Annotated in this window: 23 protein-coding genes; 9 read left to right on the forward strand and 14 right to left on the reverse strand. The window is 62.9% G+C overall.

Annotated elements, in window-relative coordinates; translation table 11 throughout:
* The first annotated feature begins 218 nt into the window (after nucleotides 1–218).
* On the forward strand, nucleotides 219–2,750 hold the full coding sequence (locus tag QQJ96_RS20720) for a penicillin-binding protein 1A (RefSeq protein WP_284333928.1): 2,532 nt from the start codon (nucleotides 219–221) through the stop codon (nucleotides 2,748–2,750).
* Nucleotides 2,751–2,795: 45 nt separating this feature from the next.
* Nucleotides 2,796–3,479 (forward strand): hypothetical protein, encoded by a 684-nt coding sequence (locus QQJ96_RS20725; RefSeq protein ID WP_284333929.1) that lies wholly within the window; start codon nucleotides 2,796–2,798, stop codon nucleotides 3,477–3,479.
* 387 nt (nucleotides 3,480–3,866) lie between these two features.
* Here QQJ96_RS20725 and QQJ96_RS20730 read toward each other — a convergent pair whose 3' ends face one another.
* The 7 genes from QQJ96_RS20730 to rpoZ all read right to left on the reverse strand — a co-directional run bounded on the left by QQJ96_RS20730 (nucleotide 3,867) and on the right by rpoZ (nucleotide 12,027).
* Nucleotides 3,867–5,162, reverse strand: coding sequence for a citrate synthase (locus QQJ96_RS20730; RefSeq protein WP_284333930.1), 1,296 nt, complete (start codon nucleotides 5,160–5,162; stop codon nucleotides 3,867–3,869).
* Nucleotides 5,163–5,404: 242 nt separating this feature from the next.
* Nucleotides 5,405–5,650: a type B 50S ribosomal protein L31 gene (locus tag QQJ96_RS20735; protein ID WP_284333931.1), complete on the reverse strand. Its 246-nt coding sequence runs from the start codon at nucleotides 5,648–5,650 to the stop codon at nucleotides 5,405–5,407.
* 125 nt (nucleotides 5,651–5,775) lie between these two features.
* On the reverse strand, nucleotides 5,776–6,708 hold the full coding sequence (locus QQJ96_RS20740) for a nucleoside hydrolase (protein ID WP_284333932.1): 933 nt from the start codon (nucleotides 6,706–6,708) through the stop codon (nucleotides 5,776–5,778).
* Between the two features lie 46 nt (nucleotides 6,709–6,754).
* On the reverse strand, nucleotides 6,755–8,869 hold the full coding sequence (gene recG, locus QQJ96_RS20745; RefSeq protein WP_284333933.1) for an ATP-dependent DNA helicase RecG: 2,115 nt from the start codon (nucleotides 8,867–8,869) through the stop codon (nucleotides 6,755–6,757).
* A gap of 59 nt (nucleotides 8,870–8,928) precedes the next feature.
* A complete protein-coding gene (locus tag QQJ96_RS20750) occupies nucleotides 8,929–9,312 on the reverse strand; it encodes a RidA family protein (protein WP_284333934.1) in 384 nt (127 codons plus the stop codon).
* A gap of 119 nt (nucleotides 9,313–9,431) precedes the next feature.
* Nucleotides 9,432–11,624 carry a RelA/SpoT family protein gene (locus QQJ96_RS20755; RefSeq protein WP_404649368.1) on the reverse strand — a complete coding sequence of 731 codons (2,193 nt, stop codon included), beginning with the start codon at nucleotides 11,622–11,624 and terminating at the stop codon, nucleotides 9,432–9,434.
* 112 nt (nucleotides 11,625–11,736) lie between these two features.
* Entirely contained in the window at nucleotides 11,737–12,027 is a 291-nt protein-coding gene (gene rpoZ / locus QQJ96_RS20760) for a DNA-directed RNA polymerase subunit omega (RefSeq protein WP_284333936.1), read from the reverse strand.
* 345 nt (nucleotides 12,028–12,372) lie between these two features.
* Here rpoZ and QQJ96_RS20765 point away from each other — a divergent pair, with 345 nt between their 5' ends.
* A complete protein-coding gene (locus QQJ96_RS20765; RefSeq protein ID WP_284333937.1) occupies nucleotides 12,373–13,242 on the forward strand; it encodes an MlaA family lipoprotein in 870 nt (289 codons plus the stop codon).
* A 73-nt stretch (nucleotides 13,243–13,315) separates the two neighbouring features.
* Here QQJ96_RS20765 and QQJ96_RS20770 read toward each other — a convergent pair whose 3' ends face one another.
* The 7 genes from QQJ96_RS20770 to QQJ96_RS20800 all read right to left on the reverse strand — a co-directional run bounded on the left by QQJ96_RS20770 (nucleotide 13,316) and on the right by QQJ96_RS20800 (nucleotide 18,429).
* Nucleotides 13,316–13,624, reverse strand: a complete 309-nt coding sequence (locus QQJ96_RS20770) for an STAS domain-containing protein (RefSeq protein ID WP_284333938.1) — start codon at nucleotides 13,622–13,624, stop codon at nucleotides 13,316–13,318.
* On the reverse strand, nucleotides 13,611–14,303 hold the full coding sequence (locus tag QQJ96_RS20775; protein WP_284333939.1) for an MlaC/ttg2D family ABC transporter substrate-binding protein: 693 nt from the start codon (nucleotides 14,301–14,303) through the stop codon (nucleotides 13,611–13,613). The genes QQJ96_RS20770 and QQJ96_RS20775 overlap by 14 nt, the downstream gene beginning before the upstream one ends.
* A gap of 23 nt (nucleotides 14,304–14,326) precedes the next feature.
* Complete coding sequence (mlaD, locus tag QQJ96_RS20780; RefSeq protein WP_284333940.1) at nucleotides 14,327–15,196, reverse strand: outer membrane lipid asymmetry maintenance protein MlaD; 870 nt, start codon at nucleotides 15,194–15,196, stop codon at nucleotides 14,327–14,329.
* Between the two features lie 37 nt (nucleotides 15,197–15,233).
* Nucleotides 15,234–16,007 carry a lipid asymmetry maintenance ABC transporter permease subunit MlaE gene (gene mlaE, locus QQJ96_RS20785; protein ID WP_284333941.1) on the reverse strand — a complete coding sequence of 258 codons (774 nt, stop codon included), beginning with the start codon at nucleotides 16,005–16,007 and terminating at the stop codon, nucleotides 15,234–15,236.
* The gene (locus QQJ96_RS20790; protein ID WP_284333942.1) at nucleotides 16,004–16,840 is read right to left on the reverse strand and encodes an ABC transporter ATP-binding protein; all 837 of its coding nucleotides are present in this window, start codon (nucleotides 16,838–16,840) and stop codon (nucleotides 16,004–16,006) included. Before QQJ96_RS20790 ends, mlaE begins: the two co-directional genes overlap by 4 nt.
* 87 nt (nucleotides 16,841–16,927) lie before the next feature.
* Nucleotides 16,928–17,575, reverse strand: a complete 648-nt coding sequence (gmk, locus tag QQJ96_RS20795; protein ID WP_284333943.1) for a guanylate kinase — start codon at nucleotides 17,573–17,575, stop codon at nucleotides 16,928–16,930.
* Entirely contained in the window at nucleotides 17,572–18,429 is an 858-nt protein-coding gene (locus tag QQJ96_RS20800) for a YicC/YloC family endoribonuclease (protein ID WP_284333944.1), read from the reverse strand. Before QQJ96_RS20800 ends, gmk begins: the two co-directional genes overlap by 4 nt.
* A 76-nt stretch (nucleotides 18,430–18,505) precedes the next feature.
* Here QQJ96_RS20800 and rph point away from each other — a divergent pair, with 76 nt between their 5' ends.
* The 6 genes from rph to pepQ all read left to right on the forward strand — a co-directional run bounded on the left by rph (nucleotide 18,506) and on the right by pepQ (nucleotide 25,185).
* Complete coding sequence (rph, locus tag QQJ96_RS20805; protein ID WP_284333945.1) at nucleotides 18,506–19,231, forward strand: ribonuclease PH; 726 nt, start codon at nucleotides 18,506–18,508, stop codon at nucleotides 19,229–19,231.
* A gap of 1 nt (nucleotide 19,232) precedes the next feature.
* Nucleotides 19,233–19,832, forward strand: a complete 600-nt coding sequence (rdgB, locus tag QQJ96_RS20810) for an RdgB/HAM1 family non-canonical purine NTP pyrophosphatase (RefSeq protein ID WP_284333946.1) — start codon at nucleotides 19,233–19,235, stop codon at nucleotides 19,830–19,832.
* A gap of 1 nt (nucleotide 19,833) precedes the next feature.
* The gene (hemW, locus tag QQJ96_RS20815; RefSeq protein WP_284333947.1) at nucleotides 19,834–20,997 is read left to right on the forward strand and encodes a radical SAM family heme chaperone HemW; all 1,164 of its coding nucleotides are present in this window, start codon (nucleotides 19,834–19,836) and stop codon (nucleotides 20,995–20,997) included.
* Between the two features lie 97 nt (nucleotides 20,998–21,094).
* A complete protein-coding gene (locus QQJ96_RS20820; protein WP_284333948.1) occupies nucleotides 21,095–23,470 on the forward strand; it encodes a DUF1631 family protein in 2,376 nt (791 codons plus the stop codon).
* The gene (locus tag QQJ96_RS20825) at nucleotides 23,467–23,799 is read left to right on the forward strand and encodes a PilZ domain-containing protein (protein WP_284333949.1); all 333 of its coding nucleotides are present in this window, start codon (nucleotides 23,467–23,469) and stop codon (nucleotides 23,797–23,799) included. Before QQJ96_RS20820 ends, QQJ96_RS20825 begins: the two co-directional genes overlap by 4 nt.
* Before the next feature lie 66 nt (nucleotides 23,800–23,865).
* On the forward strand, nucleotides 23,866–25,185 hold the full coding sequence (gene pepQ, locus QQJ96_RS20830) for a Xaa-Pro dipeptidase (RefSeq protein ID WP_284333950.1): 1,320 nt from the start codon (nucleotides 23,866–23,868) through the stop codon (nucleotides 25,183–25,185).
* Nucleotides 25,186–25,349: the final 164 nt, after the last annotated feature.

Consider the following 25,349-nt stretch of genomic DNA (forward strand, 5'->3'; position numbering starts at 1 on the left):
CAGTTACTGGCAGGATTGCCGGGCCATTAAAACCAAAAATTAATGCAATAGCAACGGCCTACGCGATCTTCTTCGAGACTTTTGACGTGATCCCCTGCACATTTGGACCAACCCGCCGGTGCCGCGATTAAGGTTTTGCTAACCCGCTGCTGATGGCATACATACTGCTACATCTATACTTTGGTCTGTTTTGACTCAAGTCTCGCTACAACAACCACATGTCGCGAATTTTTAAAGCCCTCTTGCGCTGGCTGCTGATCCTGGGCTTCAGCGGACTCTTGCTGATCGCCGCCGCCATCGGGGTGGCCTACTGGCTGGTCTCCCCACGCATCCCGTCGGTGGACGTGCTCAAGGATTACCACATGCAAGTTCCGCTCCGGGTCGTGAGCGCGGACGGCAAGCTGATCGCAACGTTCGGTGAGACGCGGCGTGTCCCGGTCTCCATGGACCAGGTGCCGGACATGCTCAAGCACGCGGTGCTCTCGGCCGAGGACGCCGACTTCTACCAGCACCCAGGGGTGGATTGGCGCGGCGTGATGCGCGCGGGCTTGCACGTCCTGGCATCCGGCGGCAACAAGACCCAAGGCGGCTCCACCATCACCCAGCAGGTCGCGCGCAACTTCTTCCTGAGCCCGGAAAAGCTTTACTCGCGCAAGCTGATCGAGATGTTCATCGCCCTGCGCATGGAGAGCGCGCTCAGCAAGGACCAGATCCTGGAGCTGTACCTCAACAAGATGTTCCTCGGCCATCGCTCCTATGGGGTGGCGGCAGCGGCGGAGTACTACTACGGCAAGCGGCTGGACCAGCTCGATGTAGCCCAATGCGCAGCCATCGCCTCCACCTTCCAATTGCCTTCGGCGGTCAACCCGCTCACCAACACCCAACGCCTGGTGGCCCGCCGCAACTGGGTGCTGGGCCAGATGCTGGAACACCGCTACATCACCCGGGCGCAGTACGACCAGGCGATCGCCGCCCCGGACGATGCCGCCCCGCACGAACAGCCGATCCAGGTGGATGCCCCCTACCTGGCCGAAATGGCAAGGCTGCAGGCGCTGGATCGCCTCGGCAACGACGCATTGACCGAGGGCTACGTGGTCAAGACCACGCTGGTCAGTACCCGACAAATAGCGGCAGTCGCGGCGGTTCGCGACGGCCTGGCGGTTTATGACCACCGCCACGGCTGGCGTGGCCCGGAAGCGCATGAGCAATTGCCGCCGAACGCCAGCGATGCCGACTACAGCAACCTGCTTTCCAGCTATATGGATGTTGCCGGGCTCACCCCGGGCCTGGTCATCGCCTCCTCAGCCACCGAAGCCTCGGTCTTCCTGCCAGGCAAGCAGGTGATCAAGCTCGACCTCAAGGCCATGGATTGGGCGCGCCCCTATATCAATGAGAGCCGGACCGGCCCCGCTCCGACCAAGGTCGACACCGTCCTCAAGCCAGGCGACATCATTCGCGTGATCCGCGATGACAAGGCCATTTGGCAGCTTACGCAGATCCCGAAGGCACAGGTCGCGTTGGTGTCGCTCGATCCGGAGAACGGAGCGATCCAGTCGCTGATCGGCGGCTTCAACTTCCAGCGCAGCAAGTTCAATCGCGCGGTGATGGCGGCCCGCCAGCCCGGCTCCAGTTTCAAGCCCTTCATCTATTCGGCAGCCTTCGAGCGCGGCTATACGCCGGCCTCCATCATCAACGACTCGCCGATCGCGCTGCCGGATCCCTCGCAACCGAACGGACTGTGGACACCTAGCAACGACGACGGCAAATTCTCCGGCCCCATCCGTCTGCGCGAGGCGCTGATTGAATCGAAGAATCTGGTGTCGGTGCGCTTGCTCGATGCCATCGGCGTACGCTACACGCGCGATTACGCCACTCGCTTCGGCTTTCCGCCCGATGCGCTACCGAACAATCTTTCGATGGCGCTGGGCACGGCCTCCGTATCGCCGCTGAGCATGGCGCGCGGTTTCGCCGTATTCGCCAATGGCGGTTATCTGATCACACCGTATTTCATCGACGAAATCGACGATCGCAGCGGCAAGCCGGTGTACGTGGCCAACCCAGCCCGTGCGTGCGCGGACTGCTCCGAGCGCCTGCTGCAGAACAGCCCGCCCGGCCCGCCGCCGGCAAACATGCTCACCAACGGTGTGTCGGCCAACTCGTCCAACGCCCCCGCCCCCGCAACGAGCGTGGCCATGGCCGGCGAAACGGCCTTGCCCGTCGATGTGCACAACGGCGGCAAGGCACCACCTGTGCTGGCGCCGCACGTGATCGATATTCGCAATGATTACCTGGTCACGTCGCTCATGAAGGACGTGATCCAGTCGCCGATGGGTACGGGATACGCAGCCAAAGCGCTCAACCGCGGCGACCTGGCCGGCAAGACCGGCTCCACCAATGATCATCGCGATGCCTGGTTCGTGGGCTTCAACGGCGATCTATCCACGGCCGTGTGGGTCGGTTTCGACGATTTCAGCTCATTGGGCAAGGGTGAATTCGGCGCCAAGGCGGCCTTGCCGATCTGGATCGACTACGAGGGCGAGGTGTTGAAGGGCCTGCCCGAAAAGAGCCTGCCCATGCCACCAGGCATCACCACCATGCCGATCAACCGCGAGAACGGCCTGCCGACCGCAGAGGGAGACCCCAATGCCATGCAGGAAATCTTCAAGGTGGAAGACATCGACCGCTTGCACAACCAGGCCACGCAGCAGCAACAGAACCAGGACCAGCAGCAGACTAACGACATCTTCTGAGGCTTTCCGCTAATCTTGCCTTGCACTTCGCAAGAGGGTTGCAGCATGGCACGAGGTGAACACCACCGCATCCACGCGCAAGACCGTGTGCAGCGTACCCGGCTACGCGTCGCCCAGGAGGCGGCGCGCCTGATGAGCGAACACGGCATCCGCGACTTCCACCGCGCCAAGCGCAAGGCCGCCGAACGGCTCGGCGTGCAAGACGAGCAGGCGCTTCCCCGCAACCATGAAATCGAACAGGCGCTACGCGAGCATCAACGCCTATTCCAATCCGAAAGCCAGCCTAAATTGCTCAGAGCCCGGCGCGAAGCCGCCGTCGAAGCGATGCGTTTCCTTGAGCGCTTTGAACCGCGCCTGGTCGGCGCGGTACTCGAAGGCACCGCCGATGCGCACTCGGCCGTATGCCTGCACGTTTTCAGCGACGATCCCGAAGCCGTAGGCATTTATCTGCGCGAACAAGGCGTGCCGTTCGAGATGCAGACGCGTCGCTTGCGCATCGCACGCGACGAGCAGGTCGAATACCCGGTATTGCTGTTCGCTGCCGATAATCTTCCGTTTGACCTTACCGTGCTGCCACATGACGCCCTGCGCCAGGCACCGCTTGATCGTGTCGATGAAAAGCCGATGCGACGCGCAGCGCTGGCATCGGTGGAGATCATGCTGGCGGAGGAAGCTGACCTGCAGGATGATTTCGAGCGGAAGTTAGCTGCAGCGCTAGGGACTCTCTGATCTATTTCTACGTGCCCGGCATGACGTCCAGAAGGCCCGCAGGGTGTGTCGCGCGGCACAGGGCAGATAAGGCCGTCTGTTCAAGCCGCGGGGCACAGTCTACGGACCTTCTGGACGTCACCCCGTCATTGAAATTCAAAATGTGGGGGCCGCACTGTATGCGCGCCTCGCCTTGCCCCGCCGTCTAGACATACGCCCTGTGCCTTCCTCGCTCCTCAAACCAGGCACATCCTTGTGCCTTCCCCGCGTGCGCTGACGGGGCAAGGCGAGGCGCGCATACAGTGCGGCGACGGGTACGTAGAAATAGATCAGAGACTCCCTAATGAGTGGCACAAAAAAACGCCCGGGCTAGCCGGGCGTTTTTTTGTGGATACTGAAATGCGCTAATCAGCGCTTGTCCAAGCCCACGTAGTCACGCTTGTCAGCACCCACGTACAGCTGGCGCGGGCGGCCGATACGCGAGCCTGGGGTTTCGTGCTGTTCGATCCAGTGCGCGATCCAGCCGGCCGTGCGCGCGATGGCGAACATTACGGTGAACATCTCGGAGGGAATGCCCAACGCCTTGTAGATGATGCCGGAATAGAAATCGACGTTCGGGTACAGCTTGCGCTCGACGAAGTAGCTGTCCTTCAGCGCGGCCTCTTCCAGCTTCATCGCGACGTCCAGCAGCGGGTCGTTCACCCCCAGCTCGGCCAGCACCTTGTGGCACATCTCGCGGATGATCTTCGCGCGCGGGTCGAAGTTCTTGTAGACGCGATGGCCGAAGCCCATCAGGCGGAAGTTGTCGTTCTTGTCCTTCGCACGCTTGACGGCGGTTTCCACCTTGTCGGGCGAGCCGATCTCTTCGAGCATCTTCAACACGGCCTCGTTGGCGCCACCATGTGCCGGACCCCACAGCGCGGTGATGCCGGCGGCGATCGACGCATACGGATTGGCACCGGTGGAGCCGACCAGGCGCACCGTGGAGGTCGAGGCATTCTGCTCGTGATCGGCGTGCAGGATGAACAGCAGGTCCAAGGCCTTCGCGCACACCGGGCTGAGCTCCAACGGCTCGCTCGGCACTTCGAACATCATGTGCAGGAAGCGATTGACGTATTCGAGGTTGTTGCGCGGATAGCGGAACGGCCATCCGATCGAGTAGCGATAGCAGGCGGCGGAGATGGTCGGCATCTTCGCCAGCAGGCGGATGGCGGCCAGCTGGCGGTCTTCCGGATTATCGACGTTCAGATCGTCGTGATAGAAGGCCGACAGTGACGCCACCGAGGCGGCCAGCATGGCCATCGGATGGGCGTCGTGATGGAAGCCCTGGAAAAAGTTCTTGTGCGACTCGTGCATCATCGTGTGATGCGTGATGTCGTTTTCGAACGAGGCGAACTGGGTCTTGTTCGGCAACTCGCCGTGCAGCAGCAGATATGCCACCTCAAGGAAGCTGGACTTCTCCGCCAATTGCTCGATCGGATAGCCGCGATACATCAACACGCCCTGATCACCGTCGATGTAGGTAATGGCGCTCTTGGTGCTGGCAGTGCTGCCGAAACCGGGGTCGTAGGTGAAGTGCCCGGTGTCCTTGTACAGCGGTGCGATGTCGATGCAGGCGGGACCAATCGTACCGCTCAGCAGCGGGAGCTCGCTGCTGCGGCCATTGGACTCGTCTACCAGCTTGACGGACTTGGGATCGGACACGGAAACCTCCTACGCATGGGTCGCCACCGGGGGCAACCGCAAAACGGCAACCAGCCGGCGAGGGAAAGGCACATCGTTTTGGGGAAAATTCGCGATGTATCCCACCCATTATCGCACATCATCTGCGCAACATCCGAGCACGCATGGTCCTACGGAGAGGCACAAACAAACAGGGCAGGCGCTAGGCCTGCCCTGTTTGGGATGTCTTTAGCCCGCCCAGTTCGAGCGGGTTGACGGAATAATTACTTCTGCGCGTAGCGACGGCGGAACTTGTCCACGCGACCACCAGCGTCAAGCACCTTCTGCTTGCCGGTGTAGAACGGGTGCGAGTGGCTGGAGATATCCACCTTGATCAGCGGGTACTCGTTGCCGTCTTCCCACTTGATGGTTTCCTTGGTGGCAATCGTCGAACGCGTCAGAAACGCGAAGTCGGACGAAAGATCCTGGAACACCACCTGGCGGTAATTCGGATGGATATCGGGCTTCATGACGGACTCAAAGCTTGCGTGAAAAGAGCGGCATTGTATCGGCCCCGAGAAGGATGGGTCAAGATCTCCCTGCGGCCTCCAGCATGTAGGCTGGGATTGTCATCCCAGCCTACGCTCAGGGGAAATCAAAGGCTCCCCAGGGCCCGCCGCACCATGGTCGCGAACTTGGGCTGATCGAGCTTGAGCACCACCCTGGCCTGGGCCGGCCGGCCCAGGCGGTCGCCCCAATCCACCACGGTAGCGCCACGGGTCAGGCGGCCATCCAGCTCCACGCCGACCCAGTGGCGCTCGCTGCGCACCACCACGGAAGGGTCGATGGCCACCGCCATCGCCAGCGCGTCAGCGGCAATCACGCCGCGCCGCCCACGTTCGCGATTGGTCTGGCGAGCCACCCCGAATACGCTGCCGAAGAACCCGGCACGATGGTCGCCAGCGGCCAGCCAATGGTCGAACTCATCCTCGTCGAAGGCATGCCGCAAGGTGAGTTCCCAATCGACCAGATCGAAGTCGGGAAAACTCTCGAACACCACATGCGCGGCCTCGGCGTCGAAACCGATATTGAATTCAGCCGGTATGCGACCAGTATTGCCGTGCCCGGTGACCGCGCCGCCCATGACCACAAGGCGCTTCACGCGCTGCGGCAACGAAGGATCCAGCCGCAATGCCAGTGCAAGATTGGTCAGCGGCGCCAACGCCACCAGGGTGATCTCGCCCGGACGCTCATGCGTCAGGCGCAGGATCGCCAGCGCAGCATGCTCGTTGGCCGCCGCAGTCCTGGGCTCCGGAAAACCGACGTCGCCCAAACCGTCATGGCCATGCACGAAGGCCGCGTCTTCCTCGGGCAAACGCACCAACGGCGTTGGACAACCGGCAAACACCGGCGTGGTCGCTCCAAGCAGGTCCACCAAGGTACGCGCATTACGTGCGGTATGCGCAAGACCAACATTGCCGGCCGCGATGCTCAGACCGAGTACGTCGGCATGCTCGTGCGCCATCAGGATGGCCAGGGCGTCGTCTACGCCGGGATCAGTGTCGATCAGGAGTTGCGGCTTGCTCATCTAAGCATCAATGCTCGTGTTGGAACTGTCGCAAGCTACCTGCTTCTCAGGCGCCTGCATAGCGCGCCGCGCCGCCGATCCAGCGCTCGATCAGGCGCGCCGCATGCTCCGCATGGTGCGCCAGCATGTATTCGCCCACCTGCTGCACCGCCGGCAGCAAATGCGCATCGCGCGCCAGGTCGGCCATGCGGAAACTCAGCTGGCCGGTCTGGCGCGTGCCCAGCACTTCGCCAGGGCCGCGCAACGCCAGGTCCTTTTCGGCGATACGGAAACCATCATTGGTTTCACGCATCACTTGCAAGCGTTCGCGCGCGAGCTGTCCCAGCGGCGGCTGATAGAGCAGCACGCAGTTGGAGGCAACCGCACCACGACCCACCCGCCCACGCAACTGATGCAGTTGCGCCAGCCCGAGGCGTTCGCTGTTCTCGATGACCATCAGGCTGGCGTTGGGCACGTCCACACCCACTTCGATCACCGTAGTCGCCACCAGCACCGAGAGCTCGCCGGCCTTGAACGCATCCATCACCGCCTGCTTTTCTTTCGGCCTCATGCGTCCGTGGATCAGCCCCACCTGCAGCTCATCCAGCGCATGCGAAAGTTCCGCATGCGCTGCCTCGGCAGCCTGCGCGCGTAGTTGCTCGGATTCTTCGATCAGGGTGCACACCCAGTAGGCCTGGCGCCCCTCCAGGCAAGCTAAGCGAATGCGTTCAATGACTTCGGTACGGCGAGCATTGGAAATGGCGATGGTCTGCACCGGCGTACGGCCAGGCGGCAGCTCGTCGATGGCGGAAATGTCCAGATCGGCATACGCGCTCATGGCCAGCGTGCGTGGAATAGGGGTCGCCGTAAGCACCAATTGATGCGGTGCGAGCTCCCCTTCCAAGCCCTTGTCACGCAAGGCCAGGCGCTGCTGCACACCGAAACGGTGCTGCTCATCGACGATCACCAGACCCAGCCGCGCAAACGCGACCTCCTCCTGCATCAAGGCATGGGTGCCGATGACGATCGGCGCGCCCTCGGCCACACGCCGCATGGCCTGCTGGCGCGCCTTGCCCTGCTGCTTGCCCGCCAACCATTCGACGTGGATACCCAGCGGCTCCAGCCAGTGACGGAAATTGCGCAAATGCTGTTCCGCCAGCAATTCCGTGGGGGCCATCAGTGCCACCTGGAAGCCCGCCTCGACGGCGGCCAGAGCCGCCGCACAGGCCACCGCCGTCTTGCCGGAACCGACATCGCCTTGTACCAGGCGCAGCATGGGGCGCGGCTGAGAGATGTCCGCGCTGATTTCCTGGATGACACGCTGCTGCGCTTGGGTCAGCTGGAATGGCAGCGATTGCCGCCAGCGCTGCCGTAGCATGCCGTCACTGCCCAATACCGGCGCGCGGCGCTCGCGCACGGCAGCGCGCAAGCGCTTCAAGCTCATGTGTTGGGTGAGCAACTCTTCGAACGCCAAGCGCTGCTGGGCGGGATGACGGCCTTGAAGCAGCTGGTCGATGCGTGCGTCGGGCGGCGGCCGATGCACGTACAACAACGCCTCGCGCAGCGAAGTCAAACCGAATTTCGCGCACAACGCCGTTGGAATCAGCTCCAGTTCGGCTTCGGCAGGCAAGCGTTGCAGGGCCTTGTCGATGACCCCTCCCAAGCGCTTCTGCCCCAAACCTTCGGTGGCCGGATAGACCGGCGCGAGCCGTTCATCAAGTTCGACCGGTGCATCTTCGGCAAGTCGCCGATACTGCGGATGCACCATCTCCAGGCCGGCATTACCCTGGCGGACCTCACCGTAGCAAAGCACACGCGCACCCACGCGGAACTGCTCTGCCTGCGCCCGATTGAAATGAAAAAAACGCAGCAGCAGCGTTTGCATCGCGTCGTCGCCGATCGCCACCTTCAGTTGCGGGCGATAGCGAAAGCCTTTCTCCACGGCCTCCACCACGCCCACCACTTGCGCGCGCATGCCCGGACGCAAATCCGCCAGCGGCGTCAGGTGCGTACGATCCTCGTAGCGCAATGGCAGATGAAACCAAAGATCTTGCGCACGATGCAGGCCGAGTCGCGCCAGCGACTCGAGCAAGGCGGGCCCGACACCGCCGAGCGCGGTCACCGGCAGCTTGCCTACATCGCTGGTCGTCACCACGGCAATTTGGGGGTTAGGAGCGGCCATTGCGACAAGACTAGCCGAGCGCGCCGACGCAGGCTGTCAGCAGTCCTCGCGGATTAGCTTCAGTCGAGCACCATGACGGCGTCCACTTCCACCTGCGCGGCCTTGGGCAAGCCGGAGACTTCGATGGTGGAACGTGCCGGATACGGCTGCTGGAAATACTCGCTCATCACGGCATTGACCGCGGCGAAGTTCGCCAGATCGGTCACGTAGATGCCGACGCGCACGACCTTTGCCAGCGAGCCGCCCGCCGCTTCAGCCACCGCTTTGAGATTGTCGAATACGCGACGCGTCTGCGTGCTGATGTCGCCTTCCACCAGCGCGCCGCTGGACGGATCGAGCGGAATCTGGCCGGAGAAATACACGGTATTGCCCGCGCGTACGGCTTGCGAATATGGCCCGATGGCAGCGGGGGCTTGGTCAGTGGCGATGATGGTGCGGGGCATGGGGATCTTCCATGGAAGCGGAACCGAAAGTGTAGCTCGCTTCTGGCCCCTCACTTCAATCCGCTCCCCGGAGGGGAGCGGGGGCGAACGCGAAAAGCACATTATTTGCCAATCCCAAGCTACAGCGGATACCGATACGCTCCGCTCACCACGCCCGTCCGCCGCACGCGCCGAATCACGTCGGCCAAGTGCTTGCGATTCTTCACCTCGATGGTGAACAGCAGGGTGGCGGCTGACAGGTCACGCTCGACGTATTCCACATTCTCGATATTGGAATCGGCGGCCGCGATCGCAGCTGCCACGGTGGCGAGCACGCCCGGACGGTTGATCACCTCGATGCGCAGTTCAGCGCGGTAATCGCCCTGCACGTCGCGATCCCATTCGATGTCCACACAGCGCTCCGGCGAGGACTTGCGCAGCTCGTTCATGTTCGGGCATTCGGCGCGATGCACGACGATGCCCTTGCCCGGCGACAGGTAGCCGACGATCTCGTCGCCCGGCAGCGGATGGCAGCAGTTGGCAAAGCTCAGCACGCCGCGTTCGGCGCCGGTGATATGAATCTTTTCCGTCGGGTGCGTCATCGGCGCGCCACGCGCGGAGCCGGTGCCGCGCGCCGCCACCAGCTGGCCGGCGACCTGGTCGGGCATGCGGTTGCCCAGCGCGATATCAGCCAGCAGCTCCTCCAGGCGCTTGAGCTTGGCCTTGTGCAGGAATTTCTCCAGTGCCGCCGGCTGGATCGCATCGAGGCTGGTACCTAGTGCATCCAGCGCTCGATCGAGCATGCGGTGGCCGAAATCGACCGCATCTTCATGCTGCAGATGCTTCAGGTACTGGCGGATCGCAGTGCGTGCCTTGCCGGTGACCACGAACTCCAGCCAGGCCGGGTTGGGCACCGCCGAAGGCGCCGTGATGATTTCGACCAGCTGCCCGGATTCCAACCGTGTACGTAGCGGCAACAGCTTCTTGTCGACCCGCGCTGCCACCGCGTGATCGCCCACGTCGGTATGCACTGCATAGGCAAAATCCAACGCTGTCGCGTTGCGCGGCAGCGAAAGAATGTCGCCGCGCGGCGTAAACAGATAAGTCTCGTCCGGAAACAGGTCGATCTTGACGTTCTCGATGAACTCCGCCGCGGACGGCGTGTTCGCCTGGCTGTCGGCCAGCGCGGAAAGCCACTCACGAGCACGCGCCTGCGCGCTGTTGGAAGGGCCGCTTTCCGTCTTGTAGGCCCAGTGCGCCGCTACCCCGCGCTCGGCCACCGAGTCCATTTCCTCGGTACGAATCTGTACTTCAATGGGTGCGCCGAATGGCCCGAGCAACACGGTGTGCAGCGACTGGTAGCCATTCGCCTTGGGAATGGCGATGAAGTCCTTGAAGCGGCGATCAACCGGCTTGTACAAGGCATGCACCACGCCCAGCGCCATGTAGCAGCTCATCGCGGTGTCCGTCACTACTCGGAAACCGTACACGTCCATCAACTGGGCAAAGCTTTTGTGCTCGCTGCGCATCTTCGAATAGATGCTCCAGGGCGACTTGATGCGTCCGACCACGCGCACCGGAATGCGATCTTCGACCAGACGCGCCGTGAGCGCGCCTTCGATACGGCCCATCGCTTCGCGGCGATTGCCCAACGCAGCGCGGATACGCTCGCTGATCACGCGATAACGATCGGGATGCCACGCACGGAAACCCAGGTCCTGCAGCTCCGCCTTGATCTTGTTCATGCCGAGCCGTTGCGCGATCGGCGCGTAGATTTCCAGCGTCTCGCGCGCTATGCGGCGGCGCGATGGTGGATCTTTCGCACCGAGCGTACGCATATTGTGCAAGCGGTCGGCCAGCTTGATCAGGATTACGCGCAGATCGCGCGCCATCGCCAACAGCATCTTGCGGAAGCTTTCCGCGTCGGCCTCCTGGCGGCTGGAGAAGCGCATCTTGTCCAGCTTGGTGACCCCATCGACCAGCTCCGCCACGGGCTCGCCGAATTCGCCGGCCAATTCGGTACGGGTCAGCTCGGTGTCTTCCAGCGTGTCGTGCAGGATCGCCGCAATGATGGTTTCGGCATCCATGCCGAACTCGGCCAGGATGCCGGCTACGGCAATAGGATGGGTGATATAGGGCTCACCACTCTTGCGCGTCTGCCCTTCATGCGCCGCCGCACCCACCTGGTAGGCGCGCAAGACCCGCGCGACCTGCTGCTCGGGCAAGTAGGCAAGGCGCTCTTTCAGCGCCAGCACGTAGGAGGGCATGGCGGACGTATCCTCGGTAGCCGGATGCGTGGCCGCGGTAGTCATGGAGTCACGACGCCCGTTCAGGCAATCGCCTCGCTGGACTGGAAAAGCAGAGAGCGGAGGCGCGACCCGCAGCTTGCCGATCCGGTACGACCGGTTCGACTTTTACTGCACGGTCGACAACCGCCGCCATCCATCAGTCATCTCCGCCTTTGGAGAGATCGTCGTCCACTTCCTGCGCAGCCCATTCCAGCGCCTCGCGCTCGGCGCGCTCGCGTTCGGCGCGATCGATCTCGTCGATGGTGACCTGATCGATGCGACGATCGGCGATTTCACGCAAAGCCAACACGGTGGGCTTGTCGTTGTCGGGGTTGACGGCCGGTTCGGCACCCTTGGCGAGCTGGCGGGCGCGTTTGGTCGCCATCAAAACCAGTTCGAAACGGTTGTCGACCACGTCGAGGCAGTCTTCCACGGTGATACGGGCCATGGGAAATCCTTAAACTTATGAACTTTGGAAGGTCTGAAAAATCCGTCCTGGACTCTCCCAGACTCGCTGTGTGCAGCACATGTCCGCACCCAACTCACAAAAATCAAGCACTTACGCACTTGATTTTGAGCGATGCATCCTTGCATCGCGGAAGCCCTGAATTCATCAACGCTTCCTTTATACGGCCTTACAGTTTATCGGTCAGCCACTTGGCTGGCAATGCGAGTCACTCTTATCATGCCCGCCCGTCGCACGCCAGCTCGAAACTTTTGGGTAATCCGTGCACAATACAGAACTAGGAAGTACACATTTGTCATCCCCCCACCTTTTGCAGCGGACCCCCTGATGCCTGCCCTGCCCCGTCTTGCCGCACTCAGCCGTCTTGTACCTGCGCTCGCCATGCTCACGTTGCTGGCTGGTTGCGCCATTGCTCCGCCTCGTACCGACGATCCGCTGGAGAAGTTCAACCGCAAGAGCTATGCCTTCAACATGGCGTTGGATAAGCACGTGCTGCGGCCGGTGGCGGTGGGCTACACCAAGGTCACGCCCAAGCCGGTGCAAACCTCGGTCAGCAACTTCTTCACCAACATCAAGCTGCCGATCAGCATTGCCAACAATCTGCTGCAGGCCCGCCCCAGCGATGCGATGACGGACACCGGCCGCTTCCTGATCAATATGACGGTGGGCGTGGCCGGCTTCTTCGACCCGGCCACGAAGATGCAGATTCCACTCAAGGAAACCGACTTCGGCATCACCCTGGCCCGCTGGGGTGTACCCGAGGGCGACTACCTGATGGTGCCCCTGCTGGGCCCCTCGACCTTCCGCGACGTCTGGCAGTATCCGGTGGACGGCTACCTGTTCGACCCGATCAGCTATTTCGAGCGCAACCACAAGATCCACTGGGGCCAGTACTACATTCCCGAGGCGGTCTACTTCATCCAGATGCGTGCGCAGCTGCTCGACGCCGACAGCTTCCTGCAAACCGCCTACGATCCCTACGCCTTCGTACGCGATGCTTGGCGCCAGAACCGCTTGAACAAGATTTACGACGGCAATCCGCCGGCCGATGTCATGCTGAAGCTGCAGCAAGGCCAAGGCTCGAACAACCAGAACCAAAACTTCGATCCTGCCGAACTGCTCAAGGAACAGCAGCAGTGGGAGCAGAAGCAAAAGCAGCAGAACAACTCCGGCAAGCCTTCCAGCGGCAACCAATAAACGGCCATTGGCTACAGACATGAAAAACGGGGCGCAAGCCCCGTTTTTCATGTCTGTCCGTGCAGCGCCGGCGTCAGTGCAACAACGGCTCCACCCCGCAAACCTGCGCAAGCGCCTTCATGCCAGCCGGCACATGGGATACCACCACTCGGCGCCCGCCCTGATCGGCTTCGGACAGGGCCGCCAGCACGCAAGCCAAACCCGCACTATCGCAGCTATCCACACCCGCTAGATCCAGCGTATTGCGGTCGTTCTTGGCAAACGCACTGCGCATCGCCGCCAGCGCATTCGCCGCCGTGGCGAAATTCAACGTACCGGCTACGGATACCGTACCCGGCACGTCGGCATTCACCCGGAAATCACCTGACTTAGTCGGCGCCATGGGCCTTGCTGCCCTTGTCTTGCTGTTCCATCTGCTGCAACGCCTTGTCACCCTGCGTTTCCAGCTCGGCGATCAGCTTGTCGAGACCTTCCTTCTTGATCTCGGCATCGACCTGGTTGCGGTAGTTGGTGATGTAGGAAATACCTTCGATGATCACGTCATACGCCTTCCACTGACCATCATTGGTCTGGTGGAACACGTAGTTCACCGCGATCTGCTTCTGGTCGTCGGTGGTCACCTGGGTCTTCACCACCGTGTACTTCGGATTGACCTCGCCATTGAACGGCAGGACCTTCACGGTGCCCTTGGTGTAGCTCAGCAGGCCTTCCGCATAGCGGTTGGTCAGCGAGGTGTAGAACGCCTTGGCAAAGCGCGCACGCTGTTCCGGCGATGCTTCCCGCGCATGCATGCCCAGCACCAGGATCGACGCCCAGTCGGTGTCGAAATGCGGCAGGAAGATCTGGTTGATCACGGCGACCAGCTTGGGCTTGTTGTTCTGCAGTTGTCCCTTGTGATCGGCGATCTGCGTATCGAGCTGATGGGTGATGTCCTCCACGACGGCCTGCGGCGACGAAGCGCTGGACGGCTGCGCGCTGGATGCGCTCTGCGCAAAAGCCGGCGCGACGGCTACAACGCTGCCCAGAGCGATGGCGGTGGCAATAGCCAGATGACGCAACATGGATGACTCCTCGTAAAGCCGGCTCAGTGCTTGCCGGCAGGCTGATTGGATGAACCGTTGCCACCGGCGTTATTGCCGCTGGATGAACCATTGACCAGGAACTTGCCGATTAAATCCTCCAGCTGCACCGCCGATTGGGTCAGCACGAGCTGGTCGCCGTCCTTGAGCGAATTGGGCGAGCCGCCGGGCTGGATCGCAACATACTGGCCGCCGATCAAACCACTGGTGAATATGGCGGCGGCCGAATCGTCCGGGATCTGGTTGTATCGATTGTTGATGGCCATCGTCACCGTAGCGTCGAGCTTGACCGGATCGGCCTTCACCTCGGACACACTGCCGATGGCCGCGCCCGCCATCTTCACCGGCGCCCCCACCGACAGCGTGCCGATGTTGGTGAAGTGCGCGGTGACCTTGAAGCTGCCGCCGAAAGCATCGGCCGTGCCGCCGGCGCCGAAGAACTTGCCGAGCATCTCCTCCAGCGGCTGCGTCGATTTGGTCAGCGTCATATGCCCGCCGTCCGCCAGGTAGTTCTTGGCGCTGCCAAATTGCAGGCCCACGTATTGGTCGCCCAGCAGGCCGCTGGTGTAGATCACCGCGGTCGAATCGGCCGGAACCTGGTTGAATTTCCGGTCGATCGAGAGTTTGACGTCCGCCACGTCCTTGCCCGGCAACAGGGTGATCGACTGCACCTGGCCGACGCGCACGCCCGCCACCTTCACCGGCGCGCGCTCCTTCAGCTGGCCGACGTTCGCAAATTGCGCGTCGACGGTGTAGCTCGCACCCTGGTGGCTGTTGACGACCGAGGTCGTCTGCGTAGCGAGGTAAACCAGTGCAGCGAAACCGAGCACGATGAACAGGCCGGTGCCGGCGGCATAGGATTTTCTCTGGCTCACGGCAAAGTCCTCAGCAAAAAGCAATGGGTCATAAAGGTCACATCAGGAAGGCGGTGAGCACGAAGTCCAGCGCAAGCACGGCGATCGACGAAGCCACCACGGTGCGGGTGGTGGCATAGGCCACGCCCTCGCTGGTCGGCGGCGTGGTGTAGCCCTGGAATACGGCGATCAGCGATATCACGCCGCCAAACACCAGGCTCTTCCAGATCAGGCCATTGATCACGTCGTCCCAGACTTTCACGTTGGCCGTCATGTTCGACCAGAACGTACCATTGTCCACGCCCAGCCAATCCACGGCGACCAGGTGGCCGCCGAAAATGCTCAGGCCGCAGAACACGCAGCACAGCAGCGGCATCGCGATCAGGCCGGCCAGGAAGCGCGGCGCCACGACGTAGGCGATCGGGTCCACCGCCATCATTTCCATCGCAGCGATCTGGTCGGTCGCACGCATCAGGCCGATTTCGGCGGTAACCGAGGTCCCCGCACGCCCCGCAAACAACAAGGCAGTCACCACCGGCCCCAGCTCGCGGTACACCGCCAGGGCGACCACGGAACCGGTGGCCGAGGTGCCGCCGAAAATGGACAGCACGTGATACAACTGCAGCCCCAGCACCATGCCGATGAACAGCCCGCAGGTCATGATGATGGTGAGGCTCATGGCGCCGACGAACCACAGCTGGCGCACCGTCTCGCGCACATGGCGGAAACTGCGCGGAATGGCGGTCAGGATACGCAGCAAGAACAGGCCGCAGCGGCCGATCTGCGCCAGCGAGCCGACCACGACGTTTTCGTGCCCTAGTCGCGCACTCATACAGCACCTTGTTTGAAACCGAGGGCCTGGCCGTAATCGTCGGCCGGATACTGGAACGGCACCGGGCCGTCCGCTTCGCCGCCGAAGAACTGGCGGGTCCAGGACGAACCGTTGCCGGCAATCGTCTTCGGATCGCCCTGCGCCACCACCTTGCCGTTGGCGATCAGGTAAACCACGTCGGCCACCTGCTTGATCGCCTCCAACTCGTGCGCCACCAGCACGCTGGTCAGGCCCAGGGTTTCATTGAGCGTGCGAATCAGCTTCAGCACTTGATTGAGCGCAATCGGATCCAAGCCCACGAACGGCTCGTCGTACAGGATCAGCATGGGATCGAACACGATCGCACGCGCCAGCGCCACGCGTCGGGCCATGCCACCGGACAGCTCGCTGGGCATCAGCGAAGCCGCACCGCGCAAGCCCACCGCCTGCAGCTTGGTCAGCACGATGTTGCGAATCAGCACCTCGGGCAGCCGGGTGTGCTGGCGCAACGGAAACGCCACGTTTTCGAACACGTCGAAATCGGTAAGCAGCGCGGAGTTCTGGAACAGGTAGCCAATCCGCTCCCGCAGCTCGAACAGCGCGTCGCGCGACAGCTCTCCCACATTCTTTCCATCCACCCACACTTCGCCCGCATCGCCGCGCATCTGCCCAGTGATGTGCTTGAGCAGGGTGGTCTTGCCGGTACCGCTGGGGCCCATGATGGCGGTGACCTTGCCACGCGGGATATCCAGGTCCAGCTGATCGAACACGGTCTTGCCGTTGAGCCTGGTGGTAAGGCCACGGACACGCACCAGTGCACGATCCTCGGGTTGGGCTTGGACGGTATCGATCATGGCCGGGGGGAGGCGGGAAAAGGGAGAAGTTAACTGAACTGGCGAACCAATGCTATCCTAGCCGGTACAGTAATCCAGGGTTAGCGTTCAGCTTTCGGTCAAGAGTTCCCGGAGCAGGCCCTCATGGCGCTGGCATTGCAACGCACTGCCCTGGCGCACAGCACGCACGATGGCCTGCAGGCCGTCCAGCGCGTCCTCGAACCGGTCGTTGACGATGATGTAGTCAAATTCGTGGGCATGGGCGATCTCCCCGCGGGAATTGCGCAGCCGCCGCTCGATCACCTCATCGCTGTCCGAGCCGCGCCCGCGCAGCCGGCGTTCCAGTTCAGCTCGCGACGGCGGCAGAATGAACACGCTCACCACATCCGGCTTGGCTTTGCGCACCAGGGCGGCGCCCTGCCAGTCGATCTCCAGCAAGACATCCCGCCCTTGCCCGAGCAGCTCCTGAACGGTCGTGCGCGAGGTGCCGTAGAAGTTGCCATGCACCTCGGCGTGCTCCAGAAAGATGCCCTCGGCCACCTCGCGCTGGAAATCCGCGCGCTCGACGAAGTAGTAATGGCGCCCGTATTGCTCACCCGGGCGAGGCGGGCGCGTGGTGTGGGAGATCGACAGCGAAATCCCCGGTTCGCGCCCAAGCAGCGCGTTCACCAGCGTCGATTTGCCCGCGCCGGAGGGAGCCGCCACGATAAATAGCGTGCCTTCGGCGCTTTGCGTGGTGAAAGTAGGCGCGCTCATTCGATGTTCTGCACCTGTTCGCGCATCTGTTCGATCAGCACTTTCAATTCCACGGCGGCATTGGTGGTGCGTGCGTCCACGGACTTGGAGCCCAGAGTATTGGCTTCGCGGTTGAATTCCTGCATCAGGAAGTCCAGGCGCCGGCCCACCGGTTCCTTCAGGCCGAGCACACGGCGCGTTTCGGTGATGTGCGTGCTCAGGCGATCCAGCTCTTCGTCCACGTCCGAGCGCGTGACCTGCAGCACCAATTCCTGCTCCACCCGCCCCGGATCGGCGGGCTGCTTAAGATCGGCCAGACGCGCATCGAGCCGCGAGCGCAATGCGGCGCGGATCTCCGGCATCCAGCTCCGCACATCGGCCACGATGCGCTCGATCGCGTCCAATCGCTCGCGCAGGATGTCGGCCAGTTTGGCGCCTTCGCGTTCGCGCGTGGCGGTCAATCCCTGCAAAGCGCGATCGAGCACTTCCAGCAGGGCAGCCTGCTGTGCGTCCTGATCCGCTTCGGCGTGTTGCAGCACACCCGGAAATCGCAACAGCTCGGTGAATTCGATGCGCATGCGCGGGAAACGCGCTTCCATTTCCAGCGCCAGCTCGGACAGGCGACTTACCAGCACGCCGTCCACCTGCAGCGATTCTCCGCGCGACTCGCCCCGGCGCACGATCACATCCACCTTGCCCCGCGACAGCCCTCTTGCAATGCGTTCACGCAGCGCGGATTCGAAAACCCGCATGTCTTCGGGCAAGCGCGGACTGAGTTCCAGGTAGCGATGGTTGACCGCGCGCAATTCGCACGTCAGCGTCCCGGCGGCGGAGACGGCTTCGGCGGAGGCATAGGCGGTCATGCTGCGAATCATGGAAAACCCTAGGGCTGGAAGGTGATGAAAGGGGGCAATGGTAAACTGTCCTGCCTCCCGTTGCCCAAATAAACCTATGACAGTGTCCCGTCCGAGCGGCCGCGCCAGTGACCAGTTACGCAAGGTCACCATCGAGCGCCACTACACCCGCCATGCCGAAGGTTCCGTGCTGGTCGCTTTCGGCGATACGCGCGTGCTGTGTACCGCCAGCGTGGAAGACCGCGTGCCACCCTGGCTGCGCGGCAAAGGCGAGGGCTGGGTAACGGCCGAATACGGCATGCTGCCGCGCGCCACCTCCACCCGCACCCAGCGCGAGGCCGCACGCGGCAGCCAGGGCGGGCGCACCATGGAGATCCAGCGCCTGATAGGCCGCAGCTTGCGTGCCTGCGTGGATCGCCAATCGCTGGGCGAACGCGTGATCACGCTCGATTGCGACGTGATCCAGGCCGACGGTGGCACACGCACCGCCGCCATCACCGGCGCGTATGTGGCGCTGGTCGACGCGGTGAACGTGCTGATGAAACGCGAAAACCTGCGACGCAACCCCATCATCGGCGCGGTCGCGGCGATCTCGGTCGGCGTTTACCGGGGCATGCCGGTGCTCGACCTCGACTACGACGAAGACTCCAACTGTGATACCGACATGAACGTGGTGATGAACGACGGCGGCGGCATCATCGAAGTGCAAGGCACGGCCGAAGGCCACGCGTTCCGTCGCAGCGAGATGGACGCCATGCTGGACCTCGCCGAGAAAGGCATCGCCGAGCTGGTCGGCCTGCAGCGTGCGGCGCTGGCTCCCTGATATGCAACGCATCGTTCTAGCCAGCAGCAACCGCGGCAAGCTCGCCGAATTCAACACCTTGCTCGCCGACAGCCAGTTCGAGGTGATTCCCCAAGCCGAACTGGGCGTGGAAGACGCCGAGGAAACCGGCCTCAGCTTCGTCGAAAACGCGCTGCTGAAAGCGCGCCACGCTGCGCAGGTCACTGGCTTGCCGGCGCTAGCGGATGATTCCGGACTATGCGTGGCGCATCTGCGCGGCGCGCCCGGCCTGTATTCCGCGCGCTACAGCGGCGGCCATGGCGATGCGCAGGCGAACAATGTACGCCTGCTGCGCGAACTGGAAGGCGTCGCGGGGGAACAACGCGGCGCTTTCTTTATCTGCGTACTTGCCCTGCTATGGCATGCGGAAGATCCCGCCCCACTGATTGCGGAAGGCCGTTGGCAGGGGCGCGTGCTGGAGGGGCCGCGCGGTGCTCGCGGGTTCGGCTACGACCCGCTATTCCTGCCACACGACCAGAGCCTGAGCGCCGCCGAATTGGCGCCCGAGGTGAAAAATCGCTTGAGTCACCGCGGCCAGGCCTTGGCAAAACTGCACGCACGCATCGCTGAACGACACGCTTGATATGCCCCTGATCGCACCACCTTTGGCGCTGTACGTCCACATGCCGTGGTGCGTGAAGAAATGCCCCTATTGCGATTTCAATTCGCACGGCTTGCGCGGTGAACCGCCTTATGCACGGTATGTGGACACGCTGTTGGCGGATCTGGACGCCGACCTGCGCGACTTCGGTGGCGCGCTGCAGGATCGGCCGATCATCAGCGTGTTCTTCGGCGGCGGCACCCCCAGCCTGTTCACACCGGAACTGATCGGCCGCTTCCTCGACGGCGCGCGTGTGCGGCTTCCGTTTGCCGACGCATGCGAAGTCACGCTGGAAACCAATCCCGGCACGGTCGAACATGGGCGCTTCGACGGCTATCTGGCCGCGGGCGTCAACCGCATTTCCTTCGGTGTCCAGAGCTTTGATGACGCCAAGCTCAAGCGCCTGGGTCGCATCCACTCGTCGGCCGAGGCGGAGGCCGCGGTGAAATCGGCCCAGGATGCCGGCATCGGCAATATCAATCTGGACCTGATGTACGCGCTACCGGAGCAGACCCTGGCCGGCGCGTTGGACGACGTGGAGCGCGCCATGGCCCTGCAGCCGGCGCACATCTCGCATTACCAGCTCACGCTGGAGCCCAATACGGTGTTTGCCGCGCACCCGCCGCCGTTGCCCGACGACGACGACGCCTGGGCGATGCAGGAAGCCTGCGAAACGAGGCTGGCCGAAGCGGGATACGTCCAGTATGAAATTTCCGCCTACGCCAAGCCGGATCGGCGCTGCCAGCACAACCTCAATTACTGGCGCTTCGGCGATTACCTGGGAATCGGTGCCGGAGCCCATGGCAAGCTCACCGACGCCTCATCCGGACAGATCTGGCGCCGCTGGAAGGTCCGCCATCCCAATGCCTACCTGGAGGCCGCCAGCCAGCCGGAGCGCCTAGGCGCTCACACGGCGGTGCCGACGGATGAGCTGCCGTTCGAATACATGCTCAATGCCTTGCGCCTGATCCACGGGGTGCCGCTGGAAGATTTCAGCGCCCGCACCGGGCTGCCGCTGGAGCAAATTGCCGAGCGCCTGGCGGCCAGCCGCCGCAAGGGCTGGCTGGAAGATGACCCCGATCATCTGAGGACCACCCCCCTGGGACAACGCTTTCTCAACGACGTCATCGGAGGCTTCCTGGCTTAGACGGTGTAAAAAATGTGGTGCATTTCACAAAACCTATACCAGCGCCTCGGAACAGGCTTACACTTGCCTTACGGGGAACTCGTGGGGATTTCAGGTCATGGATGTCGAGCCGAGGGTCAGTCCGTCGCCTGCGTCTGGAGGTCGCCCTATCGACCTCGAACAGATGCCCCTGCGCGCGCGCAAATTGATCGAAGCCGCTTGCATGCTGTGCGACCACTGGGCGGAACCCACCCTGCGGCTATGCCTGGACCGCTTCGACAAACGTCTCTACGAACGGGCCGAACAATCACGCAATCATTTCGATCAACAGCAGTGCTTCGACAGCCGCCATTTGCTACGCAAAGGGCGCACGGCCTTCATCGAATCCTTCGCCGCCAGGCTGCGCGAAAGCTTCGAGCGGATGAGCCCGCAGGAAGACGAGCAAGCTGCCTCGGGCGCGCTGAATCTGCACTCGCTGACCCTGCTGGATCGCACCGAACACGAACTTACTGCCGCGCTCGATACGCTCGCAGCGCGCGCAGAGGCCCAAAATGGGCCGATCCTATCTGAGCTGTCTTATCGCCTGGCAGTGCTGGTGGGCGCACCACCACTGGAGGGCACGCAATTGCCCCCCGGGCCGCAGAACATGGCGCGCATCCTGCGTGCCGCCAGCGAACCATTGAACCTGCCCATTGAGCATCGCCTGCTGCTGTTGCAGGAATTCGACGGCAGCGTCGGCCGTACCCTGGTTTCGTTGTACGAAGGCATCAACGCCAAGCTGCTGGAAGAAGGGATTCTGCCCCGGTTGCGCGCGTTCGCCATTACGCGGATCGCACACGGTCCCACCCACGCAGGCTCACAAAGCATCGGCGCAGGTCCTGCTGCAGCCCCTACAAATACCGCCAAGCAGCGGCATGGCAGCGAGCCGATCGCCGTACTGGAAACACTGCGCGACATGCTGACACGGCAGCGCATGCCAGCTTCGGGCATGACACCTGCCGCGGCTGATCGCACTGCGACACCAGAAGAACTGCAGACCGCGCTGTCCGCGTTGCAGCAGCACATGGTGCAAGTCACCGACCGTACCAGCCGCGAACTGCGCAGCGCTCAGCGTCTGCAAGAAGAACTGCTGTACCAGCTCAACCTCGGCCTGCCGCCCGGCGCCGCGCCGATGCAGTTGACGGCCGAGCAAGGCGACACGGTGGAATTGGTAGCCATGCTGTTCGAACAACTCGTCCAGCAACTGCACCATGGCCCGGATGCGCACGCCCTGCTAGGCAACCTGCAACTGCCGCTATTGCGGATGGCGGTCGCCGATCGCGACTTTTTCAATCTAAGCGAACACCCAGCACGCCAACTGCTGGGCAAGCTGGCCGACGCCATCGACACCTGGCTGCAAGGTCCGAACGGCGAAACCGATCAACACCTGCTGGCCAAGCTCAGCCAGCTCGTCGACCGCGCCCAGCAGGAGCCGCCGACTGCCGGGCTCTACACCACCTTGCTGGCCGATATCGACCATCACCTGACGCAGCTGATGCGCAAGGCACAGACGGCAGAACGCCGGCATGTCGAAGCCATGCAAGGCCGCGAACGGCTGGAGCAGGCTCGCCGACGTGCCGGTGAGCTGATGGCCGAACGCTTTGCGGTCGTCTCACCCCGGGGCTTGCTGCGCACGCTGCTTGAGCGCGCCTGGACGGACGTGCTCGCCTTGAGCCTGCTACGTCATGAGGAACACAGCGAAGCCTTCCTGCATCAGTTATGCATAACCGATCAGCTGCTGGGACAGTTCCCGATCCAAGACCCGCTGGCACTGCGGCAGGAAGTGGAAAACGGCCTGCAGCAGATCGGCATGCCGGCGGATGAAGCCGAGCAGGTCGCGCAGCGTTTGATCAGCGCGCAGATGCCTGCCTCGATCGCGCCCTCGCCGCCGCCCGCGGAGATTGCCGAAGCCGTCACCGCTGAGGCCGCCCTCGACGAGAAGTCCGAGCCGGCAGCACCGCCAATGGCGACTCCCGCGCTGGAGGAAGCCAAACCTCAGCCACCGCCCTCGCGTCTCGTCGATGCACCCAGCGCGACGGATCTGGCGATCCGGCTCAAACAGCGCCAGCGCCTGGGCGAGCAGCGCAACCAGGAAGCCTCGCCAGCCACCCAGGCTGCGGTCGTACCGCCGCTTGGCCTACGCGAAGCCCGCATCTTCAACCATTTGCGCCAGCTGCCGTTCGGCACCTGGTTCGAATTCACCGATCCGGCTGGCGGCGCTGCCGCGCAACAAAAGCTGGCCTGGTTCTCGCCCATCTCAGGCAACAGCCTGTTCGTGAATCGCCGCGGCCAACGCAGCGATGTAATGAACCTGCAGGAACTGGCACGCGCGATTGCGGAAGGCCGCGTGCGAGAGCTGCCGCCGCAAGAAGACAACCTGCTCGACCGCGCCTGGCACGCCCTGACCAGCAACTTGCGGCGTCCCGCGCCGTTGCTGCCCGAGACCCACTCATGAACGAGCAGCGCCGCGCCCCGCGCAAACGGCCCAACCATATCGTCAACGTCACGGATGTGATCACCGGCCAGCCGTTCGGCCAGCTGGGCAACCTTTCCAGCAACGGCATGCTACTGATCAGCCGGCACGCACCGCGCAGCGAAGTCGTCTACCAGGTAAGCCTGCCCCTGCCCACGCATGACGGCGGCATGCCGACTATCGAGATCGGCATTCAGGAGCAGTGGCATGAGCCGGCCGCCACGCCCGGGCAGATCTGGTCCGGCTACCGGATCATCGCCATCGCCAGTGCCGACGCAACGCAGCTGGAACGCTGGCTGCGGCAAGCTTGATCGCTTAGCGAACGCAGCTTGGGGATTACACTCTCGGGCTCGAGCCTGATCCCCGGACTTAAAAGCATGAGCCAAGCTCTCGCGCCCCTGTATGCCCAACACATCATCAGCTTGCGCCAGCGCGCGGACAAGGCGCTGACGCTCGGCGGCTTCGACCATCTGCTGATTGCCGCCAGCATGCCGCTCAGAAAATTCCTCGACGACCAGGACTATGTCTTTGTCGCCAACCCGCATTTCCGCCATTGGCTGCCGCTGACCGATGCGCCAGGCAGTTGGGTGGTGTACACGCCGGGCGGCAAGCCGAAGCTGATCTTCGTGCAGCCACACGACTACTGGCACGTAGTGCCAGCAGCGCCTAGCGGCTATTGGGTGGACCAGTTCGATATCACCACCGTGCGCACTAACGCCGAAGCGGTGGCGCTGCTTCCTCAGGGCAGGCGCGCGGTGATCGCACCGGAATGCCCGAGCATCGAAGGCGTGGAGGCCAATAATCCGCCCGCCGTGGTCAATTACCTGCACTGGCATCGCAGCTACAAGACGCCGTACGAGCTGGAGCTGATGCGCGAAGCCAACCGCATCGGCGCACGCGCGCATCGCGCGGCAGAACAAGCCTTCCGCGCAGGCGAAAGCGAATTCGGCATCCAGCTGGCCTACCTCGCCGCGGCCGGCCAGACCGAGGCGGAATTGCCCTATTCGAACATCGTGTGCCTCAACGAACACGGCGCCGTGCTCCATTACACCCATTTCGACCGCACGCCGCCGCAACAGCATCGTTCGTTTCTGATCGATGCCGGCGCCAGCAAGTCCGGCTACGCCAGCGATATCACGCGCACGCATGCCTCCGCCGGCCACCAGGAATTCCAAGCCCTGATCGACAGCGTCGAGCGCGCCCAGCAGGGTTTCGCGGCCAAGGTGCAAGCGGGCCAGAGCTACTCGGAACTGCACATCCATGCGCACCACACGCTGGCCGAGGTGCTGCGCGAACATGGTCTGATCCGCATGAGTGCGGAGAGCGCCGTGCAATCCGGGGTAAGTTCCGCATTCTTCCCACACGGCCTTGGCCATCCCATCGGCTTGCAGGTGCATGACGTCGCCGGCTTCCAGGTGGATGAAAGCGGCGGTTTCATTGCGCGGCCGGAAGGCCATCCCTACTTGCGCATGACACGCGTACTGGAGCCGGGCATGGTGGTCACCATCGAACCTGGCCTGTACTTCATCGACATGCTGCTGGAATCATTGCGCGCCCAGCCGGTTTCAAACGATATCGACTGGAACAAGGTGGCAGCGTTGCGCCCCTATGGCGGTATTCGCATCGAAGACGATGTGGCGTGCACGGACGGCGCCCCGGAAAACCTTACTCGCAATGCATTCGCAGCGCTGAGCTGAGCTAAGAGCCGCATAGGCTGGGATTTCATCCCAGCCTACTGAAACTAGATCCCGCGTGCCCATTCCCCGAGGCTTGAGAACGCCGCTGCGGCGAGATAGCGCACGACGCCAGCCAACAAACGGCGCTATGCTTGACGCCGATGTCATAGCTGGTAGCAAGCCTG

The organism is Dyella flagellata (assembly GCF_030160275.1).
Taxonomy (GTDB): Bacteria; Pseudomonadota; Gammaproteobacteria; order Xanthomonadales; family Rhodanobacteraceae; genus Dyella_B; species Dyella_B flagellata.

What these genes read in the sequence shown, in the direction of transcription:
- QQJ96_RS20720 (WP_284333928.1), top strand. Translation starts at nt 219, where the DNA reads ATGTCGCGAATTTTTAAAGCCCTCTTGCGCTGGCTGCTGATCCTGGGC.
- QQJ96_RS20725 (WP_284333929.1), top strand. Translation starts at nt 2,796, where the DNA reads ATGGCACGAGGTGAACACCACCGCATCCACGCGCAAGACCGTGTGCAG.
- QQJ96_RS20735 (WP_284333931.1), bottom strand. Translation starts at nt 5,650, where the DNA reads ATGAAGCCCGATATCCATCCGAATTACCGCCAGGTGGTGTTCCAGGAT.
- QQJ96_RS20740 (WP_284333932.1), bottom strand. Translation starts at nt 6,708, where the DNA reads ATGAGCAAGCCGCAACTCCTGATCGACACTGATCCCGGCGTAGACGAC.
- recG (WP_284333933.1), bottom strand. Translation starts at nt 8,869, where the DNA reads ATGGCCGCTCCTAACCCCCAAATTGCCGTGGTGACGACCAGCGATGTA.
- QQJ96_RS20750 (WP_284333934.1), bottom strand. Translation starts at nt 9,312, where the DNA reads ATGCCCCGCACCATCATCGCCACTGACCAAGCCCCCGCTGCCATCGGG.
- rpoZ (WP_284333936.1), bottom strand. Translation starts at nt 12,027, where the DNA reads ATGGCCCGTATCACCGTGGAAGACTGCCTCGACGTGGTCGACAACCGT.
- QQJ96_RS20765 (WP_284333937.1), top strand. Translation starts at nt 12,373, where the DNA reads ATGCCTGCCCTGCCCCGTCTTGCCGCACTCAGCCGTCTTGTACCTGCG.
- QQJ96_RS20770 (WP_284333938.1), bottom strand. Translation starts at nt 13,624, where the DNA reads ATGGCGCCGACTAAGTCAGGTGATTTCCGGGTGAATGCCGACGTGCCG.
- QQJ96_RS20775 (WP_284333939.1), bottom strand. Translation starts at nt 14,303, where the DNA reads ATGTTGCGTCATCTGGCTATTGCCACCGCCATCGCTCTGGGCAGCGTT.
- mlaE (WP_284333941.1), bottom strand. Translation starts at nt 16,007, where the DNA reads ATGAGTGCGCGACTAGGGCACGAAAACGTCGTGGTCGGCTCGCTGGCG.
- QQJ96_RS20790 (WP_284333942.1), bottom strand. Translation starts at nt 16,840, where the DNA reads ATGATCGATACCGTCCAAGCCCAACCCGAGGATCGTGCACTGGTGCGT.
- gmk (WP_284333943.1), bottom strand. Translation starts at nt 17,575, where the DNA reads ATGAGCGCGCCTACTTTCACCACGCAAAGCGCCGAAGGCACGCTATTT.
- QQJ96_RS20800 (WP_284333944.1), bottom strand. Translation starts at nt 18,429, where the DNA reads ATGATTCGCAGCATGACCGCCTATGCCTCCGCCGAAGCCGTCTCCGCC.
- rph (WP_284333945.1), top strand. Translation starts at nt 18,506, where the DNA reads ATGACAGTGTCCCGTCCGAGCGGCCGCGCCAGTGACCAGTTACGCAAG.
- rdgB (WP_284333946.1), top strand. Translation starts at nt 19,233, where the DNA reads ATGCAACGCATCGTTCTAGCCAGCAGCAACCGCGGCAAGCTCGCCGAA.
- hemW (WP_284333947.1), top strand. Translation starts at nt 19,834, where the DNA reads ATGCCCCTGATCGCACCACCTTTGGCGCTGTACGTCCACATGCCGTGG.
- QQJ96_RS20820 (WP_284333948.1), top strand. Translation starts at nt 21,095, where the DNA reads ATGGATGTCGAGCCGAGGGTCAGTCCGTCGCCTGCGTCTGGAGGTCGC.
- QQJ96_RS20825 (WP_284333949.1), top strand. Translation starts at nt 23,467, where the DNA reads ATGAACGAGCAGCGCCGCGCCCCGCGCAAACGGCCCAACCATATCGTC.
- pepQ (WP_284333950.1), top strand. Translation starts at nt 23,866, where the DNA reads ATGAGCCAAGCTCTCGCGCCCCTGTATGCCCAACACATCATCAGCTTG.